Below are 22385 nucleotides of genomic sequence, written 5' to 3'. Positions count from 1 at the left end.
CCGGCGTGCGGGGCGCCCCCGGCGCGCGATGCCGGCGGCGCGCGGGGGGCGCGTCCTCCACGGTGTCGCGGGCGCGATGCTGGCGTGCGCGATGCTCGCCTGCGGCGAGCCGGTCGATGTCTCCTGGCACCAGGAGCCCGGGTACCGCTGGCGGCAGCTCGACGTGCCGCGGCGGGGACGCGACGGGTTCACGCCGATGCGCGCGAGCCGGACGGGGATCACGCACGCCAACACGGTCGATGACGAGCACGCGCTGGCCAATCGCCACCTCCTCATCGGCGCCGGTGCCGCCGCGGCCGATGTCGATGGCGACGGCCTGGTCGACGTCTTCCTTGCGTCGGTGGAGGCACCGCCGGCGCTGTATCGCAACCTGGGCGGCTTCAGGTTCGCCGACGTCACCGCGCAGAGCGGGATCTCCCTCGCGGGCCAGGCCACGACGGGGGCGACCTTCGCCGACGTCGACGGCGACGGCGATGCCGATCTCCTCGTCGGATCGTTAGGCGGGGCGCTGTCGCTGCTCCAGAACGACGGGACGGGGAAGTTCACCGACGTCACGGCGACGAGCGGGCTCGAAGGGGGGCTGGCGGCGACGACGCTCACCCTGGCCGACGTCGATGGCGACGGTGACCTGGACCTGTACGTCGCGACGTACAAGGTGCGCAACGCCCTCGACGCCTATCCGCCACAGGCGCGCGCCTTCGACCAGGTCGTGAAGAAGATCGGCGGGCAATACCGCGTCCTCCCCGAATGGGAGAAGGAGTTCCGGATCGAGGATCGCCCCGACCTGGGCGGGATCGTCCGTTCGCAGCGCGCCGACCGCGACCTGTTCTTCCTCAACGACGGCACGGGGCACTTCCAGGCGCAACCCACGTTTGGAGAGCGGTGGCGCGACGAGGACGGGAAGCCGCTCGCCGAGCCGCCCGACTACTTCTCGCTCGCCGCGCGGTTCTACGACGTGAACGGCGACGGCGCTCCCGACCTCTACGTCTGCAACGACTTCGAGGACCCCGACCAATTCTGGCTGAACGATCGCAAGGGCGGGTTCCAGCTCGTCCCCCGGCTCGCCGTGCGGGCGACGAGCAACACCTGCATGTCGGTCGATTTCGCCGACGTCGACCGCGATGGCGCCGTGGACTTCTTCACCGCCGACATGCTCAGCCCCACCCGGGCCGCGCGGCAGCGGCAGATTCCGACGCACACCCCCCTGCGCAAGACCATCGGCGAGTCGCCGGACCGCGCGCAATGGATGCGCAACACGTTGCAGCTGGGACGTGGCGACGGGACGTGGGCGCAGGTCGCCGACTTCGCCGGCGTGGCCGCCACCGACTGGACCTGGGGATCGGCCTTCCTCGACGTCGACCTCGACGGCTACGAGGACATCCTCGTCGCGGCCGGGCACCGGTGGGACGTGCGCGACGCCGACACCTTCGACCGGATCCGCAACGCCTTTCCCCGCGTGGCCTGGAACCGCGAGCAGGGCGAATTCCCGCGCCTGGCCGTCCCCAGCATGGCGCTGCGCAACAACGGCGACGTCACCTTCGCCGAGGTGGGGAAGCGCTGGAACTACGGCACCGACTCCGCCATCGCCCAGGCGATCGCCCTCGCCGACTTCGACGGCGACGGCGACCTCGACCCCATCGTGACCCGGCTCGACGATGCCGCGGTCATCTACCGGAACGACGGCACCGCGCCACGCGTCGCCGTGCGGCTGGCGGGGGCATCGCCCAACCACCGCGGAATCGGCGCCCTGGTCACCGTGCGCGCCGCATCGCTCCCGGTGCAGGAGCGCGAGATGACGGAGGGCGGAAGCTACCTCTCCGGCAGCGATCCGCAGTTGACCTTCGCCACGGCGCGGGACTCGGCCGTGACGATCGAGGTCCGCTGGCGGAGCGGGCGCCGATCGGTGATCGAGGGGGCACGCCCCAACCGGTTGTACGAGATCGCGGAGGCTGGCGCGGCCGGCGCACCGGGGCAGCCCCCGCGGGACAGTGCGGAGTCTGCCCTGTTCCGTGACGAGACGGCCGCGCTGGGCGGACATCGCCACGTGGAGCCGATGTTCGACGACTTTGCCCGGCAACCGCTCCTCCCGAACCGCTTTTCGCAGTTGGGCCCCGGCGTGGCGTGGGTCGACGTCGATGGCGACGCGCGCGAGGACCTGGTGGTCGGGGGCGGAAAGGGGGGAGCGCTGGCCGTCTTCCGCAACACGCCGTCGGGCTTCGTGCGGCAGGACGGGGCGCCGACAGCCGGCGACCTGGGGGCCATTGTCCCGGTCGCGCACGGGAGCACGCGCATGGTCGTCGCCGCGCAAGCCAGTTACGAGATGTCGTCGGCCAGCGAGGCGCTGGCGACGCCCTCCGTCGTCGCGTATCCCGTGGGGGGCGCTCGCGTGGGGGGGGCGATGGCGCTGGCGCCCGGCGATTCGAGCAGCCCCGGGGCGTTGGCGTTGGGCGACGTGGATGGCGACGGGATCCCGGACCTCTTCGTCGGCGCCCGGATCGTTCCCGGGGCCTGGCCGCTCCCCGCACGATCCCACCTCTACCGGGGAACGGCGGAGGGGACGTTCGACCGCGACGAGTCCAACGACGCCGTGATGAACGGGCTCGGGTTGGTGAGCGCGGCGACCTTTGCCGACCTCAATGGTGACGGTCGCGCGGACCTGGTGATCGCGAGCGAATGGGGACCCGTGCGCGTCCTCCTCAACGAGAACGGCCGCCTGCGGGACGCCACGGAGGCGATGGGGCTCGCGGGGATCTCCAGCCGATGGATCGGCGTCGGAGCCGGCGACTTCGATGGCGACGGGCGCCTCGACCTCGTCGCCACGAGCTGGGGGCGCAACACGCCGTGGCGCGCCAGCCCCGCGCGCCCGTATGCCCTGCACGTTGCCCGCGTGGGGAACACCTTCGGGCTCCTCTTCGCGCAGGTCGACAGCGTCACCGGGGAAGAGATGCCGCTCGAGTCGTTGTCGCGGCTGGGGGCCGCGTGGCCCGACGTGCGCGAGCGGATCGGCTCGTACGCCGACTACGCCCGCGCCAACGTGGCGACCGTGCTCGGCGCGGCGGCGGGGAGCGCGATCCGCGTCGGGGCGACGACGTTCGACCACACCATCTTCCTCAATCGGGGGGAGCGGTTCGAGGCCCGTTCACTCCCACCCTTGGCGCAGCTCGCGCCGGCCAGCGCCCCGGTGGTGGCCGACTTCGATGGCGATGGACGCGAGGACCTGTTCCTGAGCCAGAACTTCTTCCCGACCGACATCTCCACCCTGCGCTTCGATGCCGGGGCCGGGCTCGTGTTGCGAGGCGATGGGGCGGGCGGCTTCGCTCCGCTCGGCGTGAAGGCGTCGGGGATCGAGGTGCTGGGCGACCAGCGCGGCGCCGCCACTGCCGACTACGACGGGGATGCGCGCGCGGACCTGGCCGTCGCGCAGAATGGCGCCACGACCCGGCTCTTCCGCAACGTGCTGGGGCGAGCGGGGGTGCGCGTGCGGCTGGAAGGCGGCACCGCCAACCCGTTAGGCATCGGGGCGCAGCTGCGCGTGATGCGCGGTGATCGGGGCGGCCCGGTACGCGAGGTCCGGGCCGGGAGCGGGTACTGGTCCACCGATGGCGCGGTGACCGTGCTGGCACTCCCCGACGGGGCGACCGGCATCTGGGTCCGATGGCCGGGCGGGGCCGAACAGGTCGTCCCGCTCCCGTCCGGGGCGCGGGAGGTCGTGATCCGAAGGGCGCCGTGACGGCGGCCCCTCCTCCGCGCGCGCCTACGGCCGCCGCTTCCGCGGCGGCCCGGACCTGGTCCAGATCACGACCACGCCGCACCCGGCGTTCCGTCCCGCGAACTCGCCGGGCACTTCGGACGGGCCGGTATAGATCTCGATGGCCTCGATGTCGCGAATGGGGACGCTGGGGCCGAACATGTTGTCCACGCGCTCGTCGACGACGTACTCGGGGGAGCAGCGCATCGGCGCCCGCGCCATGCGAATGGCGCACTCGCTCCCCGCACAGTCCAGGTTGACCCCGCGCAGGTTGCGCACGGCATCCTGCAGGGTGCTCGCCCCGTTCGCCTCGATGTCGGCGCGGGTGACGTACTGGCCACGCCCCTGCATCTTGCGTCGTTCGAAGTCCGCGTAGCGACGTCCAAGCGACGCCGGCGCCTCCACGGCGACGGCCGGGAGCTCCTGCGCGCCGTCGCCGGCGCGCGCGGCGAGCGAGTCGAGCTCGATGTCGCGCTCCATGCGCTCGCCGTTCGTCAGCGCCACCGCGAACGTGGCGATCGGGTAGCCCGGGGCGCGAACGGTGAAGCGCACGATGCCGGCGGCGAGGTCGGGGAACAGGTAGTAGCCGAGGGAGTCGCTGGTGACGCTGCGCCCGTCGCCCGCGTGGATGATCGTCGTCCCCGGGATCGCCCCCTGTGTGGCGCGATTGACGACCGACCCGAAGAGGCGCGCCGACCCTTTCTGCGCCGCGATCGGCGAGGCAACGAGGGCGAGCGCCGCCAGGAGCGGTGCGGTGAGTGCGCCCCCCCCGGGGCGCCGGCGCCCCGATCGGCGGCTGTAGGGGAGTGCGCGAATGGGGCGTGACATGCTCGGCACCGACGCCTTAGGTGGGGGAAACTTTGTCCGAACCTAATGCCGACCTGCGAGACAGGACATGCCGCCAGCATTGCGCCCCCGCCCAGCGTGCTGCATTTTGGCGCGTCCTGATTGGACCTGCTACACCGGTCAGACCGCGCTGGTGCCGCTTCCATACAGGAGGAGCGTACCTGCGGCAACCGGGTTTCCGGTCGAACGGGACCCCCAGCTTTCCCCCCCCCCGTGGAGAGGATTCTCCTATGCAGCGAAGTTTGGTCCGGCGGTTCCTTGCAGTGGCAGGGACCGCTGTTGCGCTTGCAGCAGGCGCGACGGCGGTGGAGGCGCAGAACGCGGTGTTCACCGGCAAGGTCACGTCGATCGCGGGCCCGCTGGGCGGGGCGAGCGTCGGGATTCCGGAACTCGGCGTCGGTGGCATCACCGGTGTCGACGGCCGCTACACGTTCACCGTCGACGTGGGGCGCGCCAGCGGGCGCTCCGTCACCGTGGTGGCGCGCTACATCGGCTACAAGCCGAAGCGGATGACCGTGACGCTGGCCCCCGGACGCGTCGAGAAGGACTTCGAGCTCGAGCGTGACGTCCTCTCCCTGGAGCAGGTCGTCGTGACGGGGGTGTCCGACGCGACGTCGCAGACCAAGACCGCGTTCTCGGTGGCGGTGGTGGACAACAGCGCCATCAAGGACGCGCCGATGCCGTCCCCCGTCGCCGCGCTGAGCGGCAAGATCGCCGGAGCCAGCGTCGTCACGACCAGCGGCCAGCCCGGCGATCCGCCGGCGATCCGCCTGCGCGCCGCGACCTCGCTCACGGGGCGCCAGGATCCGCTCATCATCGTGGACGGCACCATCACGCGACTCGGCCTCGCCGACATCAACTCGGAAGACATCGAGCGTGTCGAGGTCATCAAGGGGGCCGCGGCCAGCTCGCTCTACGGCTCGGATGCCGCCAACGGCGTGGTACAGATCTTCACCAAGCGCGGCGCCAACCTGGCCGAGGGGCAAACCGTCGTGCAGGTGCGTAACGAGTATGGGCAGAGCGACCTGCCGAAGTTCATCGACGGCAACATGTCGCACAACTACGAGCTCAATGCCGACGGGAGCTTCAAGCTGGATGCGCAGGGGAACCGCATAACGAAGGCGGACCGCATCTCCGACAACCCGTACCCGAAGTACTTCGACCAGATGGACCAGGTGTTCCGCAGCGGCGAGTTCATGACGAACTATGTCTCGATCGGGCAGCGCCGCGGGAACCTCAACTACAACGCCTCGTTCCAGAACACCAAGGAAACGGGGGTGCTGAACCTCCTGAACGGCTTCAGCCGCCAGAACTTCCGGGTGAACCTCGACCAGGCGCTGAGCGACAAGCTCGACTACCAGGTCGGCGCGTTCTACGGACGCTCGACGGCCGACCAGGCCGAGGGGTCGGCCGACATCTTCTTCGGCCTTCGCTTCCTGGAGCCGAACATCGACCTGACGGCGCCCAACAAGGACGGCTCGCCGTACAACGCGGCCATCAAGCAGCCGCCCCTCTCCGGAAACGTCTCGAATCCGCTGTACGCGCTCTACAACGCGAAGACGACCAACGGGCGCGACCGCTTCACGGGGACCTTCAAGCTCCGCTTTCGCCCCGTTCTCTGGCTCACCGCCGAAGGGAACGTGAACTACGATCAGGCGTCGCGCAGCTACAAGTCGTTCCGTCCGACCGGCTTCCTCAACTCGGCGGGCGCGGCCGACAAGGGGGCGCTGTTCCAGCGGATCGACGACAATCGCAGCATGAACATCGGCGCGACGCTCACGTCGCAGCGGCAGCTGTTCAGCTGGCTCAACAACACCAGCAAGCTGGCGTGGGTGATGGAGGACCAGACGAACAACTTCGTCTCGGTCAATGCGTCGGCGCTGACGGTCCCCCGGGTTCCCGAGTTCTCGGCGGCCTCGCGCGACCCGAACAACCCCATCAGCCCGGGGTCGGAGACGCAAATCATCCGCAACCAGAACGTCTTCGCCATCACCACCTTCGACATCAAGGACCGCTACATCGTCGACGGGCTCGTGCGCCGCGACCAGTCGTCGCTGTTCGGCAAGGATGAGCGCTCGGCGAACTACTATCGCGTCTCGGGTGTGTGGCGCGTGAGCGAGGACTTCAAGATTCCCGGCATCGATGAGCTGAAGCTGCGCACGTCGTACGGGACCGCGGGGCTGCGCCCCGTGTTCAACGCGCAGTACGAGGTGCTCTCGATCTCCGGCGGGTCGCCGCAGAAGATCACGCTGGGCAACCCCAACCTGAAGCCCGCGCTCTCGAAGGAGCTGGAGTACGGGGTGAACGTGAACTTCCTCAAGAACTTCACGTTCGAGTACAGCTACTCCGACAAGGTCACGAGCGACCAGATCCTGAACGTCCCGGTCAGCTCGGCGTCGGGTTATCGCAACCAGTGGAAGAACGCGGGCGAGCTCTCGGGCTACACGCACGAGGCCTCGCTGGGCGCCGTGCTGATGTCGAGCAGGGATTTCTTCTGGCGCCTGAACATCGTGGGTGACCGCACGCGCCAGACCATCACCGACCTCAACGTCGCGCCATTCCTGGTCGGTCCCGACCCCAACGATGGCAACACCCGCATCTTCCGCATCGCCAAGGGGCAGAGGTTCGGCGTCATCTACGGCTCGCGCTGGATCACCAACGAGCAACAGCTGGCCACGACCATCAAGTCGGGTCTCCTCTCCGGGGCGACCTCCGACTACGTGAAGAACGAGGAAGGGTTCTTCGTGCGGAAGTCGCAGTGGCGCACGGTGGACGAAGTCCCGCTCAAGTACTACCAGGAGGACGGGACGTCGCTCATGGAGATCGGCGACGTCAACCCGGACTTCAACCTGGGCTTCGGCTCCAACATCCAGTGGAAGGCGCTCAACATCTCGGCGCAGTTCAACTGGGTGAAGGGGGGCGAGATCTACAACTACACGCGCCAGTGGCCGTTCAACGAGCTGCGTGATCCGGTCATCGACCAGCGCGGCAAGCCGCAGGAGCAGCGCAAGCCCACCACGTACTACTCGACGTTCTACAACAACTTCGACGCCAACGACTACTTCGTGGAGAACGGGACGTACGTCCGGCTTCGCGAGCTGGCCGTCAACGTGAACGTGCCGAAGTCGTGGATGTCGAAGGTCGGACTCGGGCAGCTCAGCTCCACGCGGTTGGGCATCGTCGGACGCAACCTGTGGACCTCGACCGATTACACGGGCTACGACCCCGACGTCTCGGGTCCCGGCGGCGGCAATCCGTTCGGCTATCGCGTGGACTACTTCACGTATCCCGCGTACCGCACGGTGACGTTCATGCTCGAACTCGGCTACTGACCCGACTACCCGAATTCAGGAGATCGCAACGCATGCTGAACGCGAATCTGACTCGGGCAGCTGGCCTCGTCGCCCTGGTGGCGCTGAGTGCCTGCAAGTCGCTCGATGTCGTCAACCCCAACGAACCGGACGCGAAGCGCGCCCTCACCGACCCGGCGGCCCTCGAGGCGCTGGCGGGCGGGACGCTCCGCACCTGGTCGAACACGTTCTTTGGGATGGAATCCGCCGGCGTCATGACCACGCAGGCGCAATCCTTCACGTCGTCGTGGAACAACTTCAACATGAACTTCTACTCGTCGCTCGATGGCGACGGGACGCGCAAGTCGCGCGCCTGGGTCAACGACCCGTCGGCGGCGGCGCGGACGAGCATCGAATGGCAGTGGACGGGCTACTACAGCACCCTCTCCTCCGCCACCGACGTGGTGAGGGCGATCCGCAAGGACAACGTGGTGATCAACAACGCCGCGGACACCAAGCGCGCCGAGGCCGTCGCCCTCCTCATGCAGGGAGCGACGCTCTCCGGGATCGCCATCAACTACGACAAGGGGTATATCGTCGACGAGAACACCGACCTCGCCAACCTGCAGTACAGCAACCGCAAGGAGCTGCGTGACGCGGCGGTGGCGAAGCTGGTGGAGGCGGCAACGGTGGCCAAGGCCAACCAGTTCACCACGCCGGCAGGGTGGACGAACGGGCGCAGCTACACCAACGACCAGATTGCCCGCATTGCCTACACGCTGGCAGCGGCGACGCTCGCCTACTATCCGCGCAACGCGGCGGAGAACGGGCAGGTGAACTGGGCGCAGGTCGTGACCTATGCCTCGCAGGGGATGTCGTCGGGGACGCCTTTCGACTTCGTCTTCACCGGCGACGGCTGCTCGTCCTGGTGCAACGAGCTCCTGCTCTGGTTCGACGCCATCGACGGCGGGCGCGTGCACACGCGCGTCGCCAACATGCTCGACCCGGTGACGCAGAAGCACCCGTGGCCGGGGAACCCGGGCAACGGTGTGCCGAATTCGCCCGACAGGCGCCTCGGCGACGGATCGTTCGGCGACGAGTCGCTCATCGACGGCTTCGGCACCTATCCCAAGACCGACAACGCCGGCACCGACTTCGCGTGGTCGTCGGTGGCGCCGTTCCGGCCGGACCGTGGTTCCTACCACCAGTCCAACATCGGCCACATTCGCTATGACCTGAGCGGCAACCAGGATCCCACGGCGATCTACGGCGGCTACGGCCCCGCCCCCATCGCCACGGCGACCCAGAACGACCTGCTCTGGGCCGAGGGGCTCATCCGCTCCAAGGGTTCGCTGGGCACCGCCGCAACGCTCATCAACAAGACTCGTGTCGGCCGCGGCGGACTTTCGCCCGCCACCGGGGGCGAGAGTGAGGCGAGCCTCCTCAACAAGCTCAATTACGAGAACGAGATCGAGCTGATGGGCATCGGCCCGCTCCCGTACTACAACCGCCGCCGCATCGATGGGCTGGTGCCGGGAACGCCGCACGAAATGCCGGTCCCGGCCATCGAGCTCGGCGTGCTCGGGCAGCCGCTATACACTTGGGGGGGGACCAATCCTCCCAACTCGCAGACTCCGTGATCCACGGGGCCTGACGCAGTGACGGAAGGACGAAAGGGCACGGGCTTCGGCTCGTGCCCTTCTTCCTGCGAGAAGACGAGAGGACGAGAGGACGAGAGGACGAGAAGACGGGAAGGGTCTAGCGCGGTGCCTTGGACTTCGTCGCCACGGTGCCGCGAGAGGTCCGCGTCTGGCGGCGAGCGCCCGCGGAGTCGGCCATCCGGTCGATCTGTCCCGCCAGCGTCGAGGCGTGGCGGAGGAGCGAATCGGCGGTGGCGCGCGACCCGAGCAGGGTGCTGTGTGTCTCGAGGGTCGCCGAATCGGCCGAGGGGACCCCCGACGCGGCGCTCAGGCGCGCGTCGGCGTCGCGGATGGTGTCGAGCGTCCCCGTCAGCGCCCGGACGGTCTCGCGGAGCGAGTCGATCTCCGCTGCGGTTGCTCCCCCGGCGGCACTCGCGCGTTGCGCCTGCGGCGCGGGAGCGTCGTCCAGCGCGCCGCGGCGCGAGAGGAGCGCCGAGAGGGCCCCGATTCCCACCGCTGCCACGAGCACGACGACCGCCGCCGCCGATCCGGCGAGGCGGACGGCGCGTTCCGAGATCGCGATGCTCCGCGGCTGCTCGGTGTCGTGGGGAATGACGAGGAGGGTCCAGCGGCGCATGCGCGAGAGAACGAGAAGACGAGAGGATGAGAGGACGAGAAGCTGCCCTCTCACTTGCTGACGTCTCACATTCTCGCGCGTTTCGCTCCCGGGCAAGCACCCGGATCACGAATCGAGTGTGGCTCAGCTCGCCGGCGCTTCCTTCGGGAAGAGGGGGGCCGGCTTCGTGACGCGCCAACCGCCCCCATCGAGCTCGTCGAGCGCATCGAAGCGCTGGTCGCCGGGCGTCCCGGGGGCGCCGAGGGCCTGCCACAGCTGCGTCGTCTTCCCGGGCATGAAAGGGAAGAGCAGGACGCAGTGGCGCGCCAGGTGGCGCGCCAGGGCCGCCATCGTCGCGTCGAGCTCCGCGCGCTGGGCCGGGTCCTTGGCCATCTTCCACGGCGCCTGCCGATCGACATATTCGTTGCCGCGCGCCACGGAGTTCCAGACGGCCTTGAGCCCGTCGTGCAGCAGGAAGCCGTGCGCGCCGGACATCGCCGCGTGGTATGCGGCGATGTCGGCGGCGTCGTCGGTGTCCAGCGCCGTCCGGGTCGCAGTGGGAACCACGCCGTCGCAGTACTTCTCGATCATCGAGATCGCGCGGCTGGCCAGGTTCCCCCAGGCGTTGGCGAGGTCGGCATTGTACCGCTCCTCGAAACGCTCCCAGGAGAAGTTGCCGTCGGCGTCGAACGGGACCTCCCGCATCAGGAAGTAGCGGAAGGCGTCGGCGCCGAAGCGGTCGATCGCCTCGCCCAGCTCCAGCTTGACCCCTGCCGACTTGGAGAAGCGCTCCCCGCCCAGCTGCACGAAGCCGTGCGCCCAGACGCGGCGCGGCAGCGGGAGTTCCGCCGCCTGCAACATCGCCGGCCAAACGACCGCGTGCAGCCGGCTGATGTCCTTCCCGATCACGTGCAGGTCGGCCGGCCACCGGTCGCGCCACCCAGCCTGCGGATACCCGGTGGCCGTGAGGTAGTTGGGGAGGGCGTCGAACCAGACCCACGTTCCCTGGGGGACGCCATCCGACGTCGGGATGGGGAACGGGATGGCCCACGACAGCCGCGAGCGCGTGACCGAGATGTCCTCGAGCCCCTGGTCGATGAGGGCGAGGATCTCGTTGCGCCGCCTCTCCGGCTGCAGGAACTCGGGACGCTCGGCGAACAGGCGGCGCAGGAACCCCTCGTACTTCCCCAGGCGGAAGAACCAGTTGCGCTCCTGCGTCCATTGCAGCTCACGGGTCGGGTGCAAGGTGCACTTCCCGTCCACGATCTCGGCCTCGCGCTTGAACAGCTCGCACCCCACGCAATACCACCCCTCGTACGTCCGCTCGTAGAAGTCGTCGGGCGAGGCGTCGTGGATGCGCTTGATCAGCGCGCGCACCCCCGTCTTGTGCGCCGCGTCGGTGGTGCGGATGAACTGGTCGTACGAGATCGCCAGGCGCCCCCACATCGCCTGGAAGCGCGCCGCGATCCCGTCCACGAACTCCTGTGGCGACACCCCGCGCTCGGCGGCCGTCTGGGCCACCTTCTGCCCGTGCTCGTCCATCCCCGTGAGGAAGTGCACGTCGTGCCCCGCCAGCCGCATGTACCGGGCGATGACGTCGGTCCCGATCTTCTCGAAGGCGTGCCCCAGGTGCGGGTCGCCGTTGGCGTAGTCGATTGCGGTGGTGACGTAAAACCGGCTCACGCGCCGTCTCCTGGTCCTGGATCGAAGCCTGTGCTGCCGCCCCCTTGCTCCCCGCCTTGCTCCCCGCCTTGCTCCCCGCCGCCGCGGCTGCGGCGCCCGCCGCGGCGCCCCCGACGGCGACGCAGCCGGCGCTCACGGTCCTGCTCCGACTCCCCTCCCACGGGCGCGGCACCACCATCGGCCGCGCGCTCGCCCGCCGCGTCGGGAGATTCGGCGCGCTCCTCGGGCGGGGCGTCGCGCTCGGCTCGCGAGGCGGCATCGCCTGCTGACTGCCTCGACTCGCGCCCTCCTCCCCCGCGCTCGGGCCCTTCGCCGCGAGGGCGCTCTCGTGACCCGCCCTGCCGCTCACGTCGGCGCTCCGCGCCCTCGCCCTCGCGTCGCGCGCGCCCTTCACCCGCGCGCCCTTCACGCGCGCGCCCGTCACGCGCCGCACCTCCGTCACGCCCCTCCGGGCGCCGATCGCGTCCGCGGTTCGCCCCCTCGCGCCCCCCGTCGCCCCGCTCGCCCTCCTCCTGCCCATCGGCGCGGCGCTCGCGCCCGCGCGTCGCGCCACCCCGCTCTCGCGACGGCGCCCGTCCCCCTTCCCCGGCTTCCTCGGGGATGACGGGGAGCGAGCGGGGGGCAGCCCCGCCCGGGGGGACGGCCCCGCCCGGGAGGAGCCCTCCACGCGTCATCCCCGGGCGCCATGCCGGCATCTCGGACGTGTCCTGCAGGCGGAGCAGCTCGTCGCTGAGCGCTTCGTACGGGAAGGGCGACGTGTCCTCGTCGAGCGGCTGCGCCCCCGCGGGCGCATTCTTCCATTCGCGCCGCAGCTCGGCCAGCGGGACGATGCGCACCTCGCCGTCGGCTGCCCGCAGGGTGACGCGCTCGCGGAAGATGTCGTTGGCGATGACCTTCTCCTCGCCCTTCGACGTCTCGATGACCTTCCCCTCCTTGGGGAACCGCTTCCGCTGCTGCACGTAGAACTCGTGCTCGTAGCGCAGGCAGCACATCAGGCGCCCGCACGCCCCGGAAATCTGGGTCGGGTTGAGCGAGAGGCGCTGGTCCTTGGCCACGCCGAGGTTCACGGGGCGAAGCTCGGGGAGCCACGACGCGGAGCAGTACTCGCGTCCGCAGCGCCCGATCCCGCTCAGGCGCTTCGCCTCGTCGCGCACGCCGATCTGCTTGAGCTCGATGCGCGTGCGAAACAGCGAGGCGAGCTCGCGGACCAGGTTACGAAAGTCGACACGCTTGTCGGCCGTGAAGTAGATCGTGAGCTTGCGCCGATCCCACCGCCACTCCGCGTCCGACAGCTTCATCACGAGGTTGTTGGCCTTGACCCGCTCCATCGCCTTGCGTCGGGCGATCTCGTCCTGCTCTCGAAGCTCCCTGGCGCGCTTGGCCTCATCCGGGGTGGCCAGCCGTTGCACGACCCGCGTGACTGGCTCCTCGTCGGTGGGGCGGTGCGCGACCCCCGCCGCCCGCTTCTCGGCCAGCTCCCCCGTGGCGTACACGTGACCCAGGTCTTCCCCGCGATCGGCCTCGACGATGACGGCCGCCTTCGCCGGGAGCGGCTCGTCGCCGTTCCAGAAGAAGAACTCCTTGCGGTTGCCCTTGAAGGCGACTTCGACGAGGGAGGGCATCCAGACTGTACGAGAAGACGAGAGGATGAGAGGACGAGAAGTCGAGGGACGGCGGCTTCCTGCCAGGGGGCGCGTGGTCGTGAAGTCGACCCATCGCGACCCAAGTCGAACTATAACCGGGGGGTGTAGGGCGGGGAGGTGGGGGACGAGGCATCGCGCGCGGCTGGCGACCGGTCGCCGCGGTCTCCGTCACGGCGCGCACGAGAGAGGGGCCCCCGCCACCGCGAGCGCCCCTCTCGTCTTCTCGTCCTCTCGTCTTCTCGTCTTCTATTCCAGGTACTTCCCCATCTTCAGGAATTTCTCCCGCCGCTTCCGCACCAGCTTCTCCGGCTTGTAGCGGCGCAGCTCCTCGTAGTGCTTGATCAGCGCCTCCTGCAGCGCGGCCGCCGCCACCTCGTGGTTGGCGTGGGCCCCGCCGGCGGGTTCGGGGACGATCTCGTCGATGACGCCGAGGTCGAGGAGGTCCTGCGCCGTGATCTTGAGGGCCCCGGCGGCCTTCTCGCGCATCTCCTGCGACTTGCCGTCCTTCCACAGGATTGCCGCACACCCCTCCACCGTGATCACCGAGTACACTGCGTTCTCGAGCATCAGGACCCGGTCGGCCACGCCTAACGCGAGCGCCCCGCCCGATCCGCCCTCGCCGATCACCGTCGCGACGATCGGCGTCTCGAGGCGGCTCATCTCGAACAGGTTGCGGGCAATCGCCTCGGCCTGGCCGCGCTCCTCGGCCCCCAGCCCGGCCCACGCCCCCGGGGTGTCGATGAAGGTGAAGACCGGGACGTGGAACTTCTCGGCGAGCTTCATGAGGCGGAGCGCCTTGCGATACCCCTCGGGGTGCGGCATCCCGAAGTTGCGCTTGAGGTTCTCCTTGGTGTCGCGCCCCCGCTGGTGCCCGATGATCATCACCGTCTCACCCTCGAGCCGGGCCCACCCGCCCACGATCGCCGCATCCTCGCGGAAGGCGCGGTCGCCGTGCAGCTCCACGAAATCGGTGAAGCAGAGTCGCACGTAGTCGAGCGTGAAGGGGCGCCGGTTGCTGCGCGCCACCTGCAACCGCTGCAGCGGGGAGAGGTTGCGGTACACCTCCTGCCGCAGGGTCGAGAGCTTCTTCTCCAGCGGCTCGATCTCGGCCTCGACGCTGAGGTGCTGGTCGCCAGCCATCTTCTTCAGCTCGTCGATCTGCTTCTCGAGCTCGAAGATCGGGCGCTCGAACTCCATTGTCGGTGTACTTGCCATCGCTATCCTCCGGTGCGCACCAGGCGCACGCGGTCCGGGCCCAGCAGCGCACGCAGCTCTCCGAGCGCCGCGCTGTTGGCCGCGACCTTGATGGACCGCGACCTCAGCCGTGCGGGCGTCCCCTTGGCGTCTATGTATCGGACCTCGAGCGCTGCGGAGCCGGGATGCGACTCCGCTACGATGCGCACGTCCTTCATGAGATCCGGCGACAGCGAACTCCCGTCCTCCGTCTCCCGGCTCCCGTCTCCCAGCTCCAGCTCGACCCCCACCTGTCCCGCCACCCGCAGCTCCTCGAATCGCTGCACCGACTCGACGATGAAGCTCGGATTGTCGGCATCCTGGTCACGCTTCGAGTACCCCCCCTTCACCAGGAGCGGGACGTCGGTCCGGACCCGGTCGCCCAAGGCGGCCCATGCCTCCGGAAAGACCAGAAGCTCCGAAGATCCTGAAAAATCCTCCACTGTCAACCGGGCGAACTCCGCTCCAGACCGCTTGCTGACCTGCCGCTTGATGGCCGTCACCACGCAGCCGATGGTGAGCGCCCCCTCCTGCCACTTCCCCAGTTCGGCCACGGTGTGCGTGGCGAACAGCTCGCACTCCGCCCGGTACGGCTCCAGCGGGTGCCCGGAGATGTAGAACCCCAGGATCTCCTTCTCGCGCGTCAGCCGCTCCGATTCCGACAGCGGTGCCACGTTCGGCAGGACGAGCTGGTGTCCCGCCCCCGCCTCCCGTTTCCCGTCCCCCATCTCCCCGAACAACGACCCCTGCCCGGTCGCCTTCTCGTCCTGCTTGAGCGACGCCTCCTGCAGCGCGGCGTCCAGGATGGCGAGGTACTGGGCGCGGTGCCCGCCCAGCGAGTCGAGCGCCCCGGACTGGATGAGCGCCTCCAGGACGCGCTTGTTGCACAGGCGCAGGTCGATGCGCTCGCACAGGTCGAAGATCGACGCGAACGCCTTCTCGTTGCGCGCCGCGATGATCGAGTCGATGGCCCCGCGCCCCACGTTGCGGATGGCCCCCAGGCCGAAGCGGATCCGCCTGTCGCCCACCACCGTGAACTTGTAGCCGGACTCGTTGACGTCGGGGGGGAGGACCTCGATCCCGATCTCGCGCGTCTCGTTGATGAACTTCACCACCTCGTCGGTCTTGCCGATGTTCGACGAGAGCGTCGCGGCCATCAGCTCGGCGGGGAAGTGGCACTTGAGCCATGCGGTGTGGTACGAGACCACCGAGTACGCGACCGAGTGCGACTTGTTGAAGCCGTAGCGGCCGAAGGTCTCGATCTGCGCCGCGAGATCCTCGACGATGCGACGGTCGTAGCCGCGTGCGATCGACTTCTCGATGAACTTTCCGAGCTCCTGCTTGATCAGCTCGGCGTCCTTCTTCCCCACCGCCTTGCGCAGGACGTCGGCTTCGGCGAGCGAGATGCCCGCCAGCACCTGCGCGATGCGCATCACCTGTTCCTGGTAGGTGATGACGCCGTAGGTGGGCTCGAGGATCGGTTCCAGCTCGGCGAGCGCGTAGGTCACCGGCTCCTCGCCCCGCTTGCGGCGCTGGTAGACCTTGTGCATCCCGGCGTCCAGCGGCCCGGGGCGCATCAACGCGTTGGAGGCCACGAGGTCGTCGAACCGGTCGCAGCGCATGCTGCGCAGCATGTCGGTGGCGAGCGGCGACTCGAACTGGAACACCCCGACCGTGCGCCCCATCCGCAGCATGCGGTACGTCTCGGGGTCGTTGTCGGGGATCGTGTCGAGGTTGGGGACTTCCTTGCCGCGGGCGCGGATGTTCTCCAGCGCGTCGTGGATGATCGTGAGCGTCGTCAGCCCCAGGAAGTCCATCTTCAACATGCCGGCCTTCTCCAGGCAGGTCATGTCGTACTGGGTGACGATGACCGTCTCCTCGTTTCCCGCGCCCGCGCCCTTCGACGTCTGGGTGCAGATGGGGACGTAGTCATCGAGCGGCCCGGGGGCGATGACGACGCCGGCGGCGTGCACCCCCGTGTGGCGCGACAGGCCTTCCAGCGCGATGGCGTAGTCCAGGAGCGTTGCGTAGCGCTCGTCGGAGTCGTAGAGCTTCTTGACCTCCGGGACCTTCTCCACCGCCTCGTGCACGGTGAGCGAGAAGTTCGGCTGGTTGGGGATCAGCTTGGCCAGCGCATCGGTCTCGGCGGGGGTGAAGCCGAGCACGCGCCCCACGTCCTTCACGGCGGCGCGCGACTTCATCGTCCCGAAGGTGACGATCTGCCCGACCGCTTCCTTGCCGTACTTCTCGCGCACGTACTCGATGACCTCGCCGCGCCGCTCGAAGCAGAAGTCGACGTCGATGTCGGGCATCGAGACGCGCTCCGGGTTCAGGAAGCGCTCGAAGAGGAGGTCGTACCGCAGCGGGCAGACGTCGGTGATGCGCAGCGCGTAGGCGACCAGCGATCCCGCCGCCGAGCCGCGCCCCGGCCCCACCGGGATGCCGCGGTCGCGCGCGGCCTTGATGAAGTCGGCGACGATGAGGAAGTAGCCGGCGTACCCCGTCTTGGTGATGACGCCCAGCTCGTACTCGAGGCGCTCCCTCACGTCAGGCGGGAGCGGGTCGCCGTAGCGTTCCTTCGCTCCCGCGGTCGCGAGGCGTACCAGGAGGTCGTTCTCGCTCTCCACCCCCTCGGGGAGGGGGAACGACGGGACGTGGTACTTCTTCGAGAACTGCACGTCGCACTGCTCGGCGATGTGCAGCGTGTGCTCCAGGACCTCGGGGTTGGCGGGGAAGCGCGCGGCCATCTCGGGGGCGCTCTTGAAGTAGAGCCCCCCGTCGTAGCGCATCCGCTCCTTGTCCTCGCGGTCCTTGCCGAGTCCGATGCAGAGGAGGACGTCGTGCGCGTCGTGGTCGCCCGCCTTGAGGAAGTGGGCGTCGTTGGTGGCGATGACGGGGAGCCCCATGTCCTTCGACAGGGCGAAGATCCGCTCGTTGAGCAGCGCCTGGCCGTCCGAGTCGTGCCCCTGTACTTCCAGGTAGTAGCGGTCCCTGAACACCTCCGCGTACCAGGCCGCCGCCTCGCGGGCGGCGTCGAAGTCGTTCACAAGGAGATGTCCCGCCACCTCGCCGGCCATGCACGCCGACGAGACGATGAGCCCCTCGTTGTACCGCTGCAGCAGCTCGCGATCCACCCGGGGGCGCATGTACAGCCCCTCGGTATAGGCCAGCGACGACAGCTTCACCAGGTTCCGGTAGCCCACGATGTCTCGGGCCAGGATCACGAGGTGGTAGTATGCCTTCTTCCCCGGCCCGCTGCGGGCCTTGAGGCGGCGGTCGCCGGGGGCGACGTAGGCCTCCATGCCGATGATCGGCTTGATCCTCGCCTTCTTCGCGTGCTCCTGGAACTCCCAGGCGGCGTGCAGGTTGCCGTGGTCGGTGATGGCCAGCGCGGGCTGCTCGAACTCCTGCGCGCGCTTGATCAGGCTGTCGATCCGGTTGGCCCCGTCGAGGAGGGAGTACTCGGAATGACAGTGGAGGTGTACGAAGGACATGCCGGGTAACTTAGTGGTCACGAACCGTCGCGCCAAACGGCGCGGGGGTGGGCAGATGTCTCGTATCTCCTTGACGATGCACTGGTTAACCGTTGTCAATGCGTCGCGCGCGCTGGGGGGCTCGCTGGGGGGCTCGACTTGGGGCTCGACGGATGGCTGACGAGGGGGCGCCCTGGCGACGCCGGTTGCGGCTGGCGGTGCGCGTGGCGGCGGTCGCCCTGGCCGGCGCCCTCGCCCTCGTTCTGGTGGCGGCCGCCGCCACCCCCCTGGGGCGCTACGTGTCGCGCGCCGCGTGGGAGGAGGCGAAGATCCTGGCCCGGCGCCGCGACATCGCGGCGATCCTCGCCGACAGCGGCGGCGCCTCGCCGACGTCGGCCGACGATCGCCGCCGGCTGCAACTGGTGGTCGAGGCCCGGGCCTTCGCCGCCGGCGCCATCGGCCTCGACGCGGGCCAGTCGTTCACGACCTACTCCGCCCTCGAGCGCGACACCCTCGTCCTGGTTCTCTCCGCCGCCCGGCGCGACACGCTCGCCGCCTACACCTGGTGGTTCCCGGTGGTGGGACGCTTCCCGTACAAGGGGTTCTTCGACTTCGGCGAGGCGGCGCGCACCGCCGAGGCGATGCGCCGCGGCGGCTACGACACGTACCTGCGCCCGGCGTCGGCCTTCTCCACGTTAGGCTGGTTCAACGACCCGCTCCTCTCCACCACCCTCCGGCTCGACACGCTCGACCTGGCCAACACCGTCATCCACGAGCTGGCGCACAACTCGCTCTTCGTGAAGGACCAGGTCGCGTTCAACGAGTCGTTCGCCTCGTTCGTCGGCGCGCGCGGAGCGATCGAGTTCTTCCAGGCGCGCGGCGCCCCGGTCGCCGCGCGCGCGCTCGAGCGGGAATGGCGCGACCAGAAGCTCCTCGGCGCCTTCTGGGGGGCCACGCTGGCGGCCGTCGACTCGGCCTTCGCGCGGCACCCGGGCGACTCCACCGCCCGGGTGGCGGCGCGCGACACCGTCTTCGGGCGCATGCGCGGCGTATTGCTGCGTGACGTGGCGCCGCGCCTCGAGACCATTCCCGCCCAGCGGCTGCAAGGCATCGTGCTCGACAACGCGTCGCTCATGGCGCGCCGCGTGTATGCCGCCGACCCCTGGCTCTTCGACGCCGTGCACGCGCGGGGCGGGGGGAGGGTGCGCGAGACGGTGCAGCTGGTGGCGCGACTCGTGCGGGAGTCGCCCGGCGACCCGTTCGACGCGCTGCGGCGCTGGCTCGCCACCACGCATCCCGCGCCCCCCCTTTCGTGACGGCCGGGGTGGGCGTCATCGTCCCCCGGCCGTACCGTTCGCTCATCCTACTTCCCCCATGGCTCCCCCCAAGCGATCCGACCCCTCGAAGACGCGCGCCTCGCTGACGCGCCCGTGGCGGGAGCCGTCGGGGGGGGAACCGTCGAGTGCGGCGCCGGCGAGTGGGGCGTTGGCGGGTGCGGCGCCGGTGGGTGCGGCGCCGGTGGGTGGGGCGCCGGTGGGTGGGGCGCCGGTGGGTGCGGCGCCGGTGGGTGCGGCGCCGGTGGGTGGGAGCGACGCGCGGCAGCGAGGCGAGCGCCCCCGCCGGGACGAGGGGGACCGTACCGCGCCCCCTCCCGAGCCCGAGTTCTCGCACGGTGGAGCGGGCGAACGCCGGCGCGGGTCGGCGTGGCGCCACGCCAACGCCGTCGAGGCCGCGTTGCGCCCGGCGGCCGTCGTCCGCGACCGGGCGCACGAGGCGGAGCGGGCGTCGGGACGGGGGTACGCGCGCATCGGCGGGAGTGTCGCGGCGACCGGGGGGGTCGCGGTGGCGGGATCGATCGTGCTCTACCGCCGCGAGCTGCAACGCGAACGCCTCGCGCGCCCCCCCATGCTGCGCGGGGAGCCACTCCCGGGGGTTGTCGCCTACGTCCGGCCGGCCATCGCGCTGGCGGCCTGGCGGGACGGCGGTCCTCGCCATGCCGCGCACCCGCCGCTGGGCGCTGCGCTGGGGCCTCGTCCCGGCGCTCCTGGGGGTGCTGGCCTGGCTGGGGGCCCGCTGGCTTCTCACGTGAGGTGACGCCGGGTCCGGCGCCCTCGGGCTGGCGAGCTTCGCTACGTGAAGCGCTGGCGCATGAGGGCGCGCAGGTCGACGTCGGCGGCCGGCGCGGGAGCGTCGGTGCCGGGGGCGTCGTCCCAGCGGGGGACCACCTTCTCCATGAGCTCGCGGACGCCGCGGTCCAGGAAGCGCGACATCTGGTCGATGGAGTAGTCCGCGCCGCGCCGCGAGCCGTAGCTGTTGAGCGGGTAGGTGACCGCCAGGTGATTGCGCGCCCGCGTCATCGCCACGTACATCAGGCGCCGCTCCTCCTCCAGCTCGTCGTCGTCGTTCATCGCCCGGGCCATCGGGAAGAAGCCGTCGACGGCCCAGATGAGGAAGACGGCGTCCCACTCCTTCCCCTTGGCGCTGTGGACGGTGCTGAGGACGAGGGCGTCGTCCTCGCCGGCGGCACCGCCGGCCAGGTCCTGGGTGGCCTGCGGGGGCTCGAGGGCGAGGGCGGCGAGGAAGGCGCCGCGGGAGGGGTAGCCGCCGGCGATGACTTGCAGCTGGTCGAGGTCGGCCAGGCGCGGCTCCACCCGGTCGTAGCGCTCGCGCAGGATGTCGTCGTACACCAGGCGCACGCGCGCCAGGTCGTGTCCCACCCGTCCCTCGTCGTCGCCTCCCGCCAGCTGCTCGAGCAGGACGCCCAGGGTGACGTGGGCGGCGCGGGCCCGCGGGGGCGGGGCCCAGCGCTGGAACGCCTTCGGGTCCCACGCGTGGGCGGCCATCGCGGCGATGGCGGCGCGCGCGGTGGCCTCGCCGATCCCCGGCAGGAGCAACAGGATCCGGTACCAGCTGACCTCGTCCCGCGGGTTCTCGATGATGCGGAGGAAGGCGAGGACGTCCTTCACGTGCGCGGCCTCGAGAAACTTGAGCCCCCCCCACTTCTCGAAGGGGATCTTGCGGTTGGTGAGCTCGATCTCGAGGTCGGCCGACATGTAGCCGGCACGGAAGAGGACCGCCATCTCGCGGAGCGGCGTCCCCTCCTCGTGCAGCTCGAGGACGCGCTCGACGACGAAGCGCGTCTGCTGTGCCTCGTCCTGCACCGAGACGAGCCACGGCTTCTCGCCTCCCTCGCGCCGGGTCCAGAGGTTCTTGGTGAAGCGCTCCTCGGCGCGCGAGATGAGGGTGTTGGTGGTGTCGAGGATCGGCTGGGTGGAGCGGTAGTTCTGCTCGAGGGTGACGATCGTCGTCCCCGGGAACTCGCGCGGGAAGTCGAGGATGTTGCGGAAGGAGGCGCCGCGGAAGGAATAGATGCTCTGGGCGTCGTCGCCGACGACGGTGATGTTCCGGTGCGCGCGGCACATCCCCTTGAGGATGCGGGCCTGCAGGAGGTTGGTGTCCTGGTATTCGTCGACGAGGATGTGGTCGTGGAGGGCGGCGATGCGGTCGGCGAGCGCGGGGGCGCTGTCGAGCATCGCCTGCCAGAAGAGGAGGAGGTCGTCGTAGTCGACCAGGTTGCGCGCCGCCTTGCGCTCGGTGTAGTCGGCGAAGACGCGCGTGATGTCGTCCTGGTAGTCGGTGAAGCGCGGATACTCGTCGTGGAGGATGTCGGCGAGGGCGACCTCGGTGTTGACGTGGCGCGAGTAGATGTAGTGCAGCGTTTCCTTCTTGGGGAATCGCTTCTTCGCCTCGCCCAGGCCGAGCTGCGCGCGCGACAGCTGCATCAGGTCCTCGGCGTCGCCCTGGTCCATGATGGTGAAGTCGGCGGGGATCCCGGCGGCGGCTCCAAAGCGGCGCAGCAGCCGGTGACCGGTGCCGTGGAAGGTGCCGCCGGCCACGTGCCGCGAGGCGCTCCCCACCAGGCGCTCGGCGCGCTGGAGCATCTCCTGGGCGGCGCGACGCGTGAAGGTGAGGAGGAGGATGCGCTCGGGGGCGACGCCCTGTTCGATGAGATGCGCGACGCGATAGACCAGGGTGCGGGTCTTTCCGGTGCCGGCGCCGGCGATGATGAGGAGGGGGCCGTCACCGAAGGTGGCGGCGGCGGCCTGCTCGGGGTTGAGCTCGGCGGCGAGGTTGTGCGCCGGGGTGGGGATGTCGGAGGAGCGCGTGTAGAGGCGCGGGTCGGCCATGCCGGAAAGATGGGCAGGGGGGTGGG

Annotated in this window: 12 protein-coding genes; 5 read left to right on the top strand and 7 right to left on the bottom strand. The window is 69.9% G+C overall.

The window, feature by feature from the left end; genetic code table 11:
- The first annotated feature begins 28 nt into the window (after positions 1–28).
- Positions 29–3730 carry a hypothetical protein gene (locus ABS52_16405; GenBank protein ID ODT01630.1) on the top strand — a complete coding sequence of 1234 codons (3702 nt, stop codon included), beginning with the start codon at positions 29–31 and terminating at the stop codon, positions 3728–3730.
- 24 nt (positions 3731–3754) lie between these two features.
- On the opposite strand, the gene ABS52_16400 is transcribed toward ABS52_16405, so the two are convergent.
- Positions 3755–4576, bottom strand: a complete 822-nt coding sequence (locus ABS52_16400; protein ID ODT01629.1) for a hypothetical protein — start codon at positions 4574–4576, stop codon at positions 3755–3757.
- Between the two features lie 323 nt (positions 4577–4899).
- On the opposite strand from ABS52_16400, the gene ABS52_16395 reads away from it, so the two are divergent.
- Together ABS52_16395 and ABS52_16390 are read left to right on the top strand one after the other, a co-directional pair.
- Positions 4900–7926 (top strand): hypothetical protein, encoded by a 3027-nt coding sequence (locus ABS52_16395; protein ODT01628.1) that lies wholly within the window; start codon positions 4900–4902, stop codon positions 7924–7926.
- 32 nt (positions 7927–7958) lie between these two features.
- A complete protein-coding gene (locus ABS52_16390) occupies positions 7959–9524 on the top strand; it encodes a hypothetical protein (GenBank protein ID ODT01627.1) in 1566 nt (521 codons plus the stop codon).
- Between the two features lie 118 nt (positions 9525–9642).
- On the opposite strand, the gene ABS52_16385 is transcribed toward ABS52_16390, so the two are convergent.
- The 5 genes from ABS52_16385 to ABS52_16365 all read right to left on the bottom strand — a co-directional run bounded on the left by ABS52_16385 (position 9643) and on the right by ABS52_16365 (position 18193).
- Complete coding sequence (locus ABS52_16385; GenBank protein ID ODT01626.1) at positions 9643–10161, bottom strand: hypothetical protein; 519 nt, start codon at positions 10159–10161, stop codon at positions 9643–9645.
- A gap of 123 nt (positions 10162–10284) precedes the next feature.
- A complete protein-coding gene (locus ABS52_16380) occupies positions 10285–11823 on the bottom strand; it encodes a hypothetical protein (GenBank protein ID ODT01625.1) in 1539 nt (512 codons plus the stop codon).
- Positions 11820–13445, bottom strand: coding sequence for a hypothetical protein (locus tag ABS52_16375; protein ID ODT01624.1), 1626 nt, complete (start codon positions 13443–13445; stop codon positions 11820–11822). The genes ABS52_16380 and ABS52_16375 overlap by 4 nt, the downstream gene beginning before the upstream one ends.
- A 267-nt stretch (positions 13446–13712) precedes the next feature.
- Positions 13713–14681, bottom strand: a complete 969-nt coding sequence (locus ABS52_16370; protein ID ODT01623.1) for an acetyl-CoA carboxylase carboxyltransferase subunit alpha — start codon at positions 14679–14681, stop codon at positions 13713–13715.
- Positions 14682–14683: 2 nt separating this feature from the next.
- Positions 14684–18193: a DNA polymerase III subunit alpha gene (locus tag ABS52_16365; GenBank protein ID ODT01622.1), complete on the bottom strand. Its 3510-nt coding sequence runs from the start codon at positions 18191–18193 to the stop codon at positions 14684–14686.
- A gap of 152 nt (positions 18194–18345) precedes the next feature.
- Between ABS52_16365 and ABS52_16360 the strand changes: the two genes are divergently transcribed.
- Positions 18346–19488 carry a hypothetical protein gene (locus tag ABS52_16360; protein ID ODT01621.1) on the top strand — a complete coding sequence of 381 codons (1143 nt, stop codon included), beginning with the start codon at positions 18346–18348 and terminating at the stop codon, positions 19486–19488.
- 58 nt (positions 19489–19546) lie between these two features.
- The gene (locus ABS52_16355; protein ID ODT01620.1) at positions 19547–20266 is read left to right on the top strand and encodes a hypothetical protein; all 720 of its coding nucleotides are present in this window, start codon (positions 19547–19549) and stop codon (positions 20264–20266) included.
- 35 nt (positions 20267–20301) lie between these two features.
- Here the strand turns inward: ABS52_16355 and ABS52_16350 are convergent, their stop codons facing one another.
- Positions 20302–22359 (bottom strand): hypothetical protein, encoded by a 2058-nt coding sequence (locus ABS52_16350; protein ID ODT01619.1) that lies wholly within the window; start codon positions 22357–22359, stop codon positions 20302–20304.
- Positions 22360–22385: the final 26 nt, after the last annotated feature.

This window comes from Gemmatimonadetes bacterium SCN 70-22 (genome assembly GCA_001724275.1).
Classification (GTDB): Bacteria; Gemmatimonadota; Gemmatimonadetes; order Gemmatimonadales; family Gemmatimonadaceae; genus SCN-70-22.
This window is presented reverse-complemented; position numbering and strand designations above follow the sequence as displayed.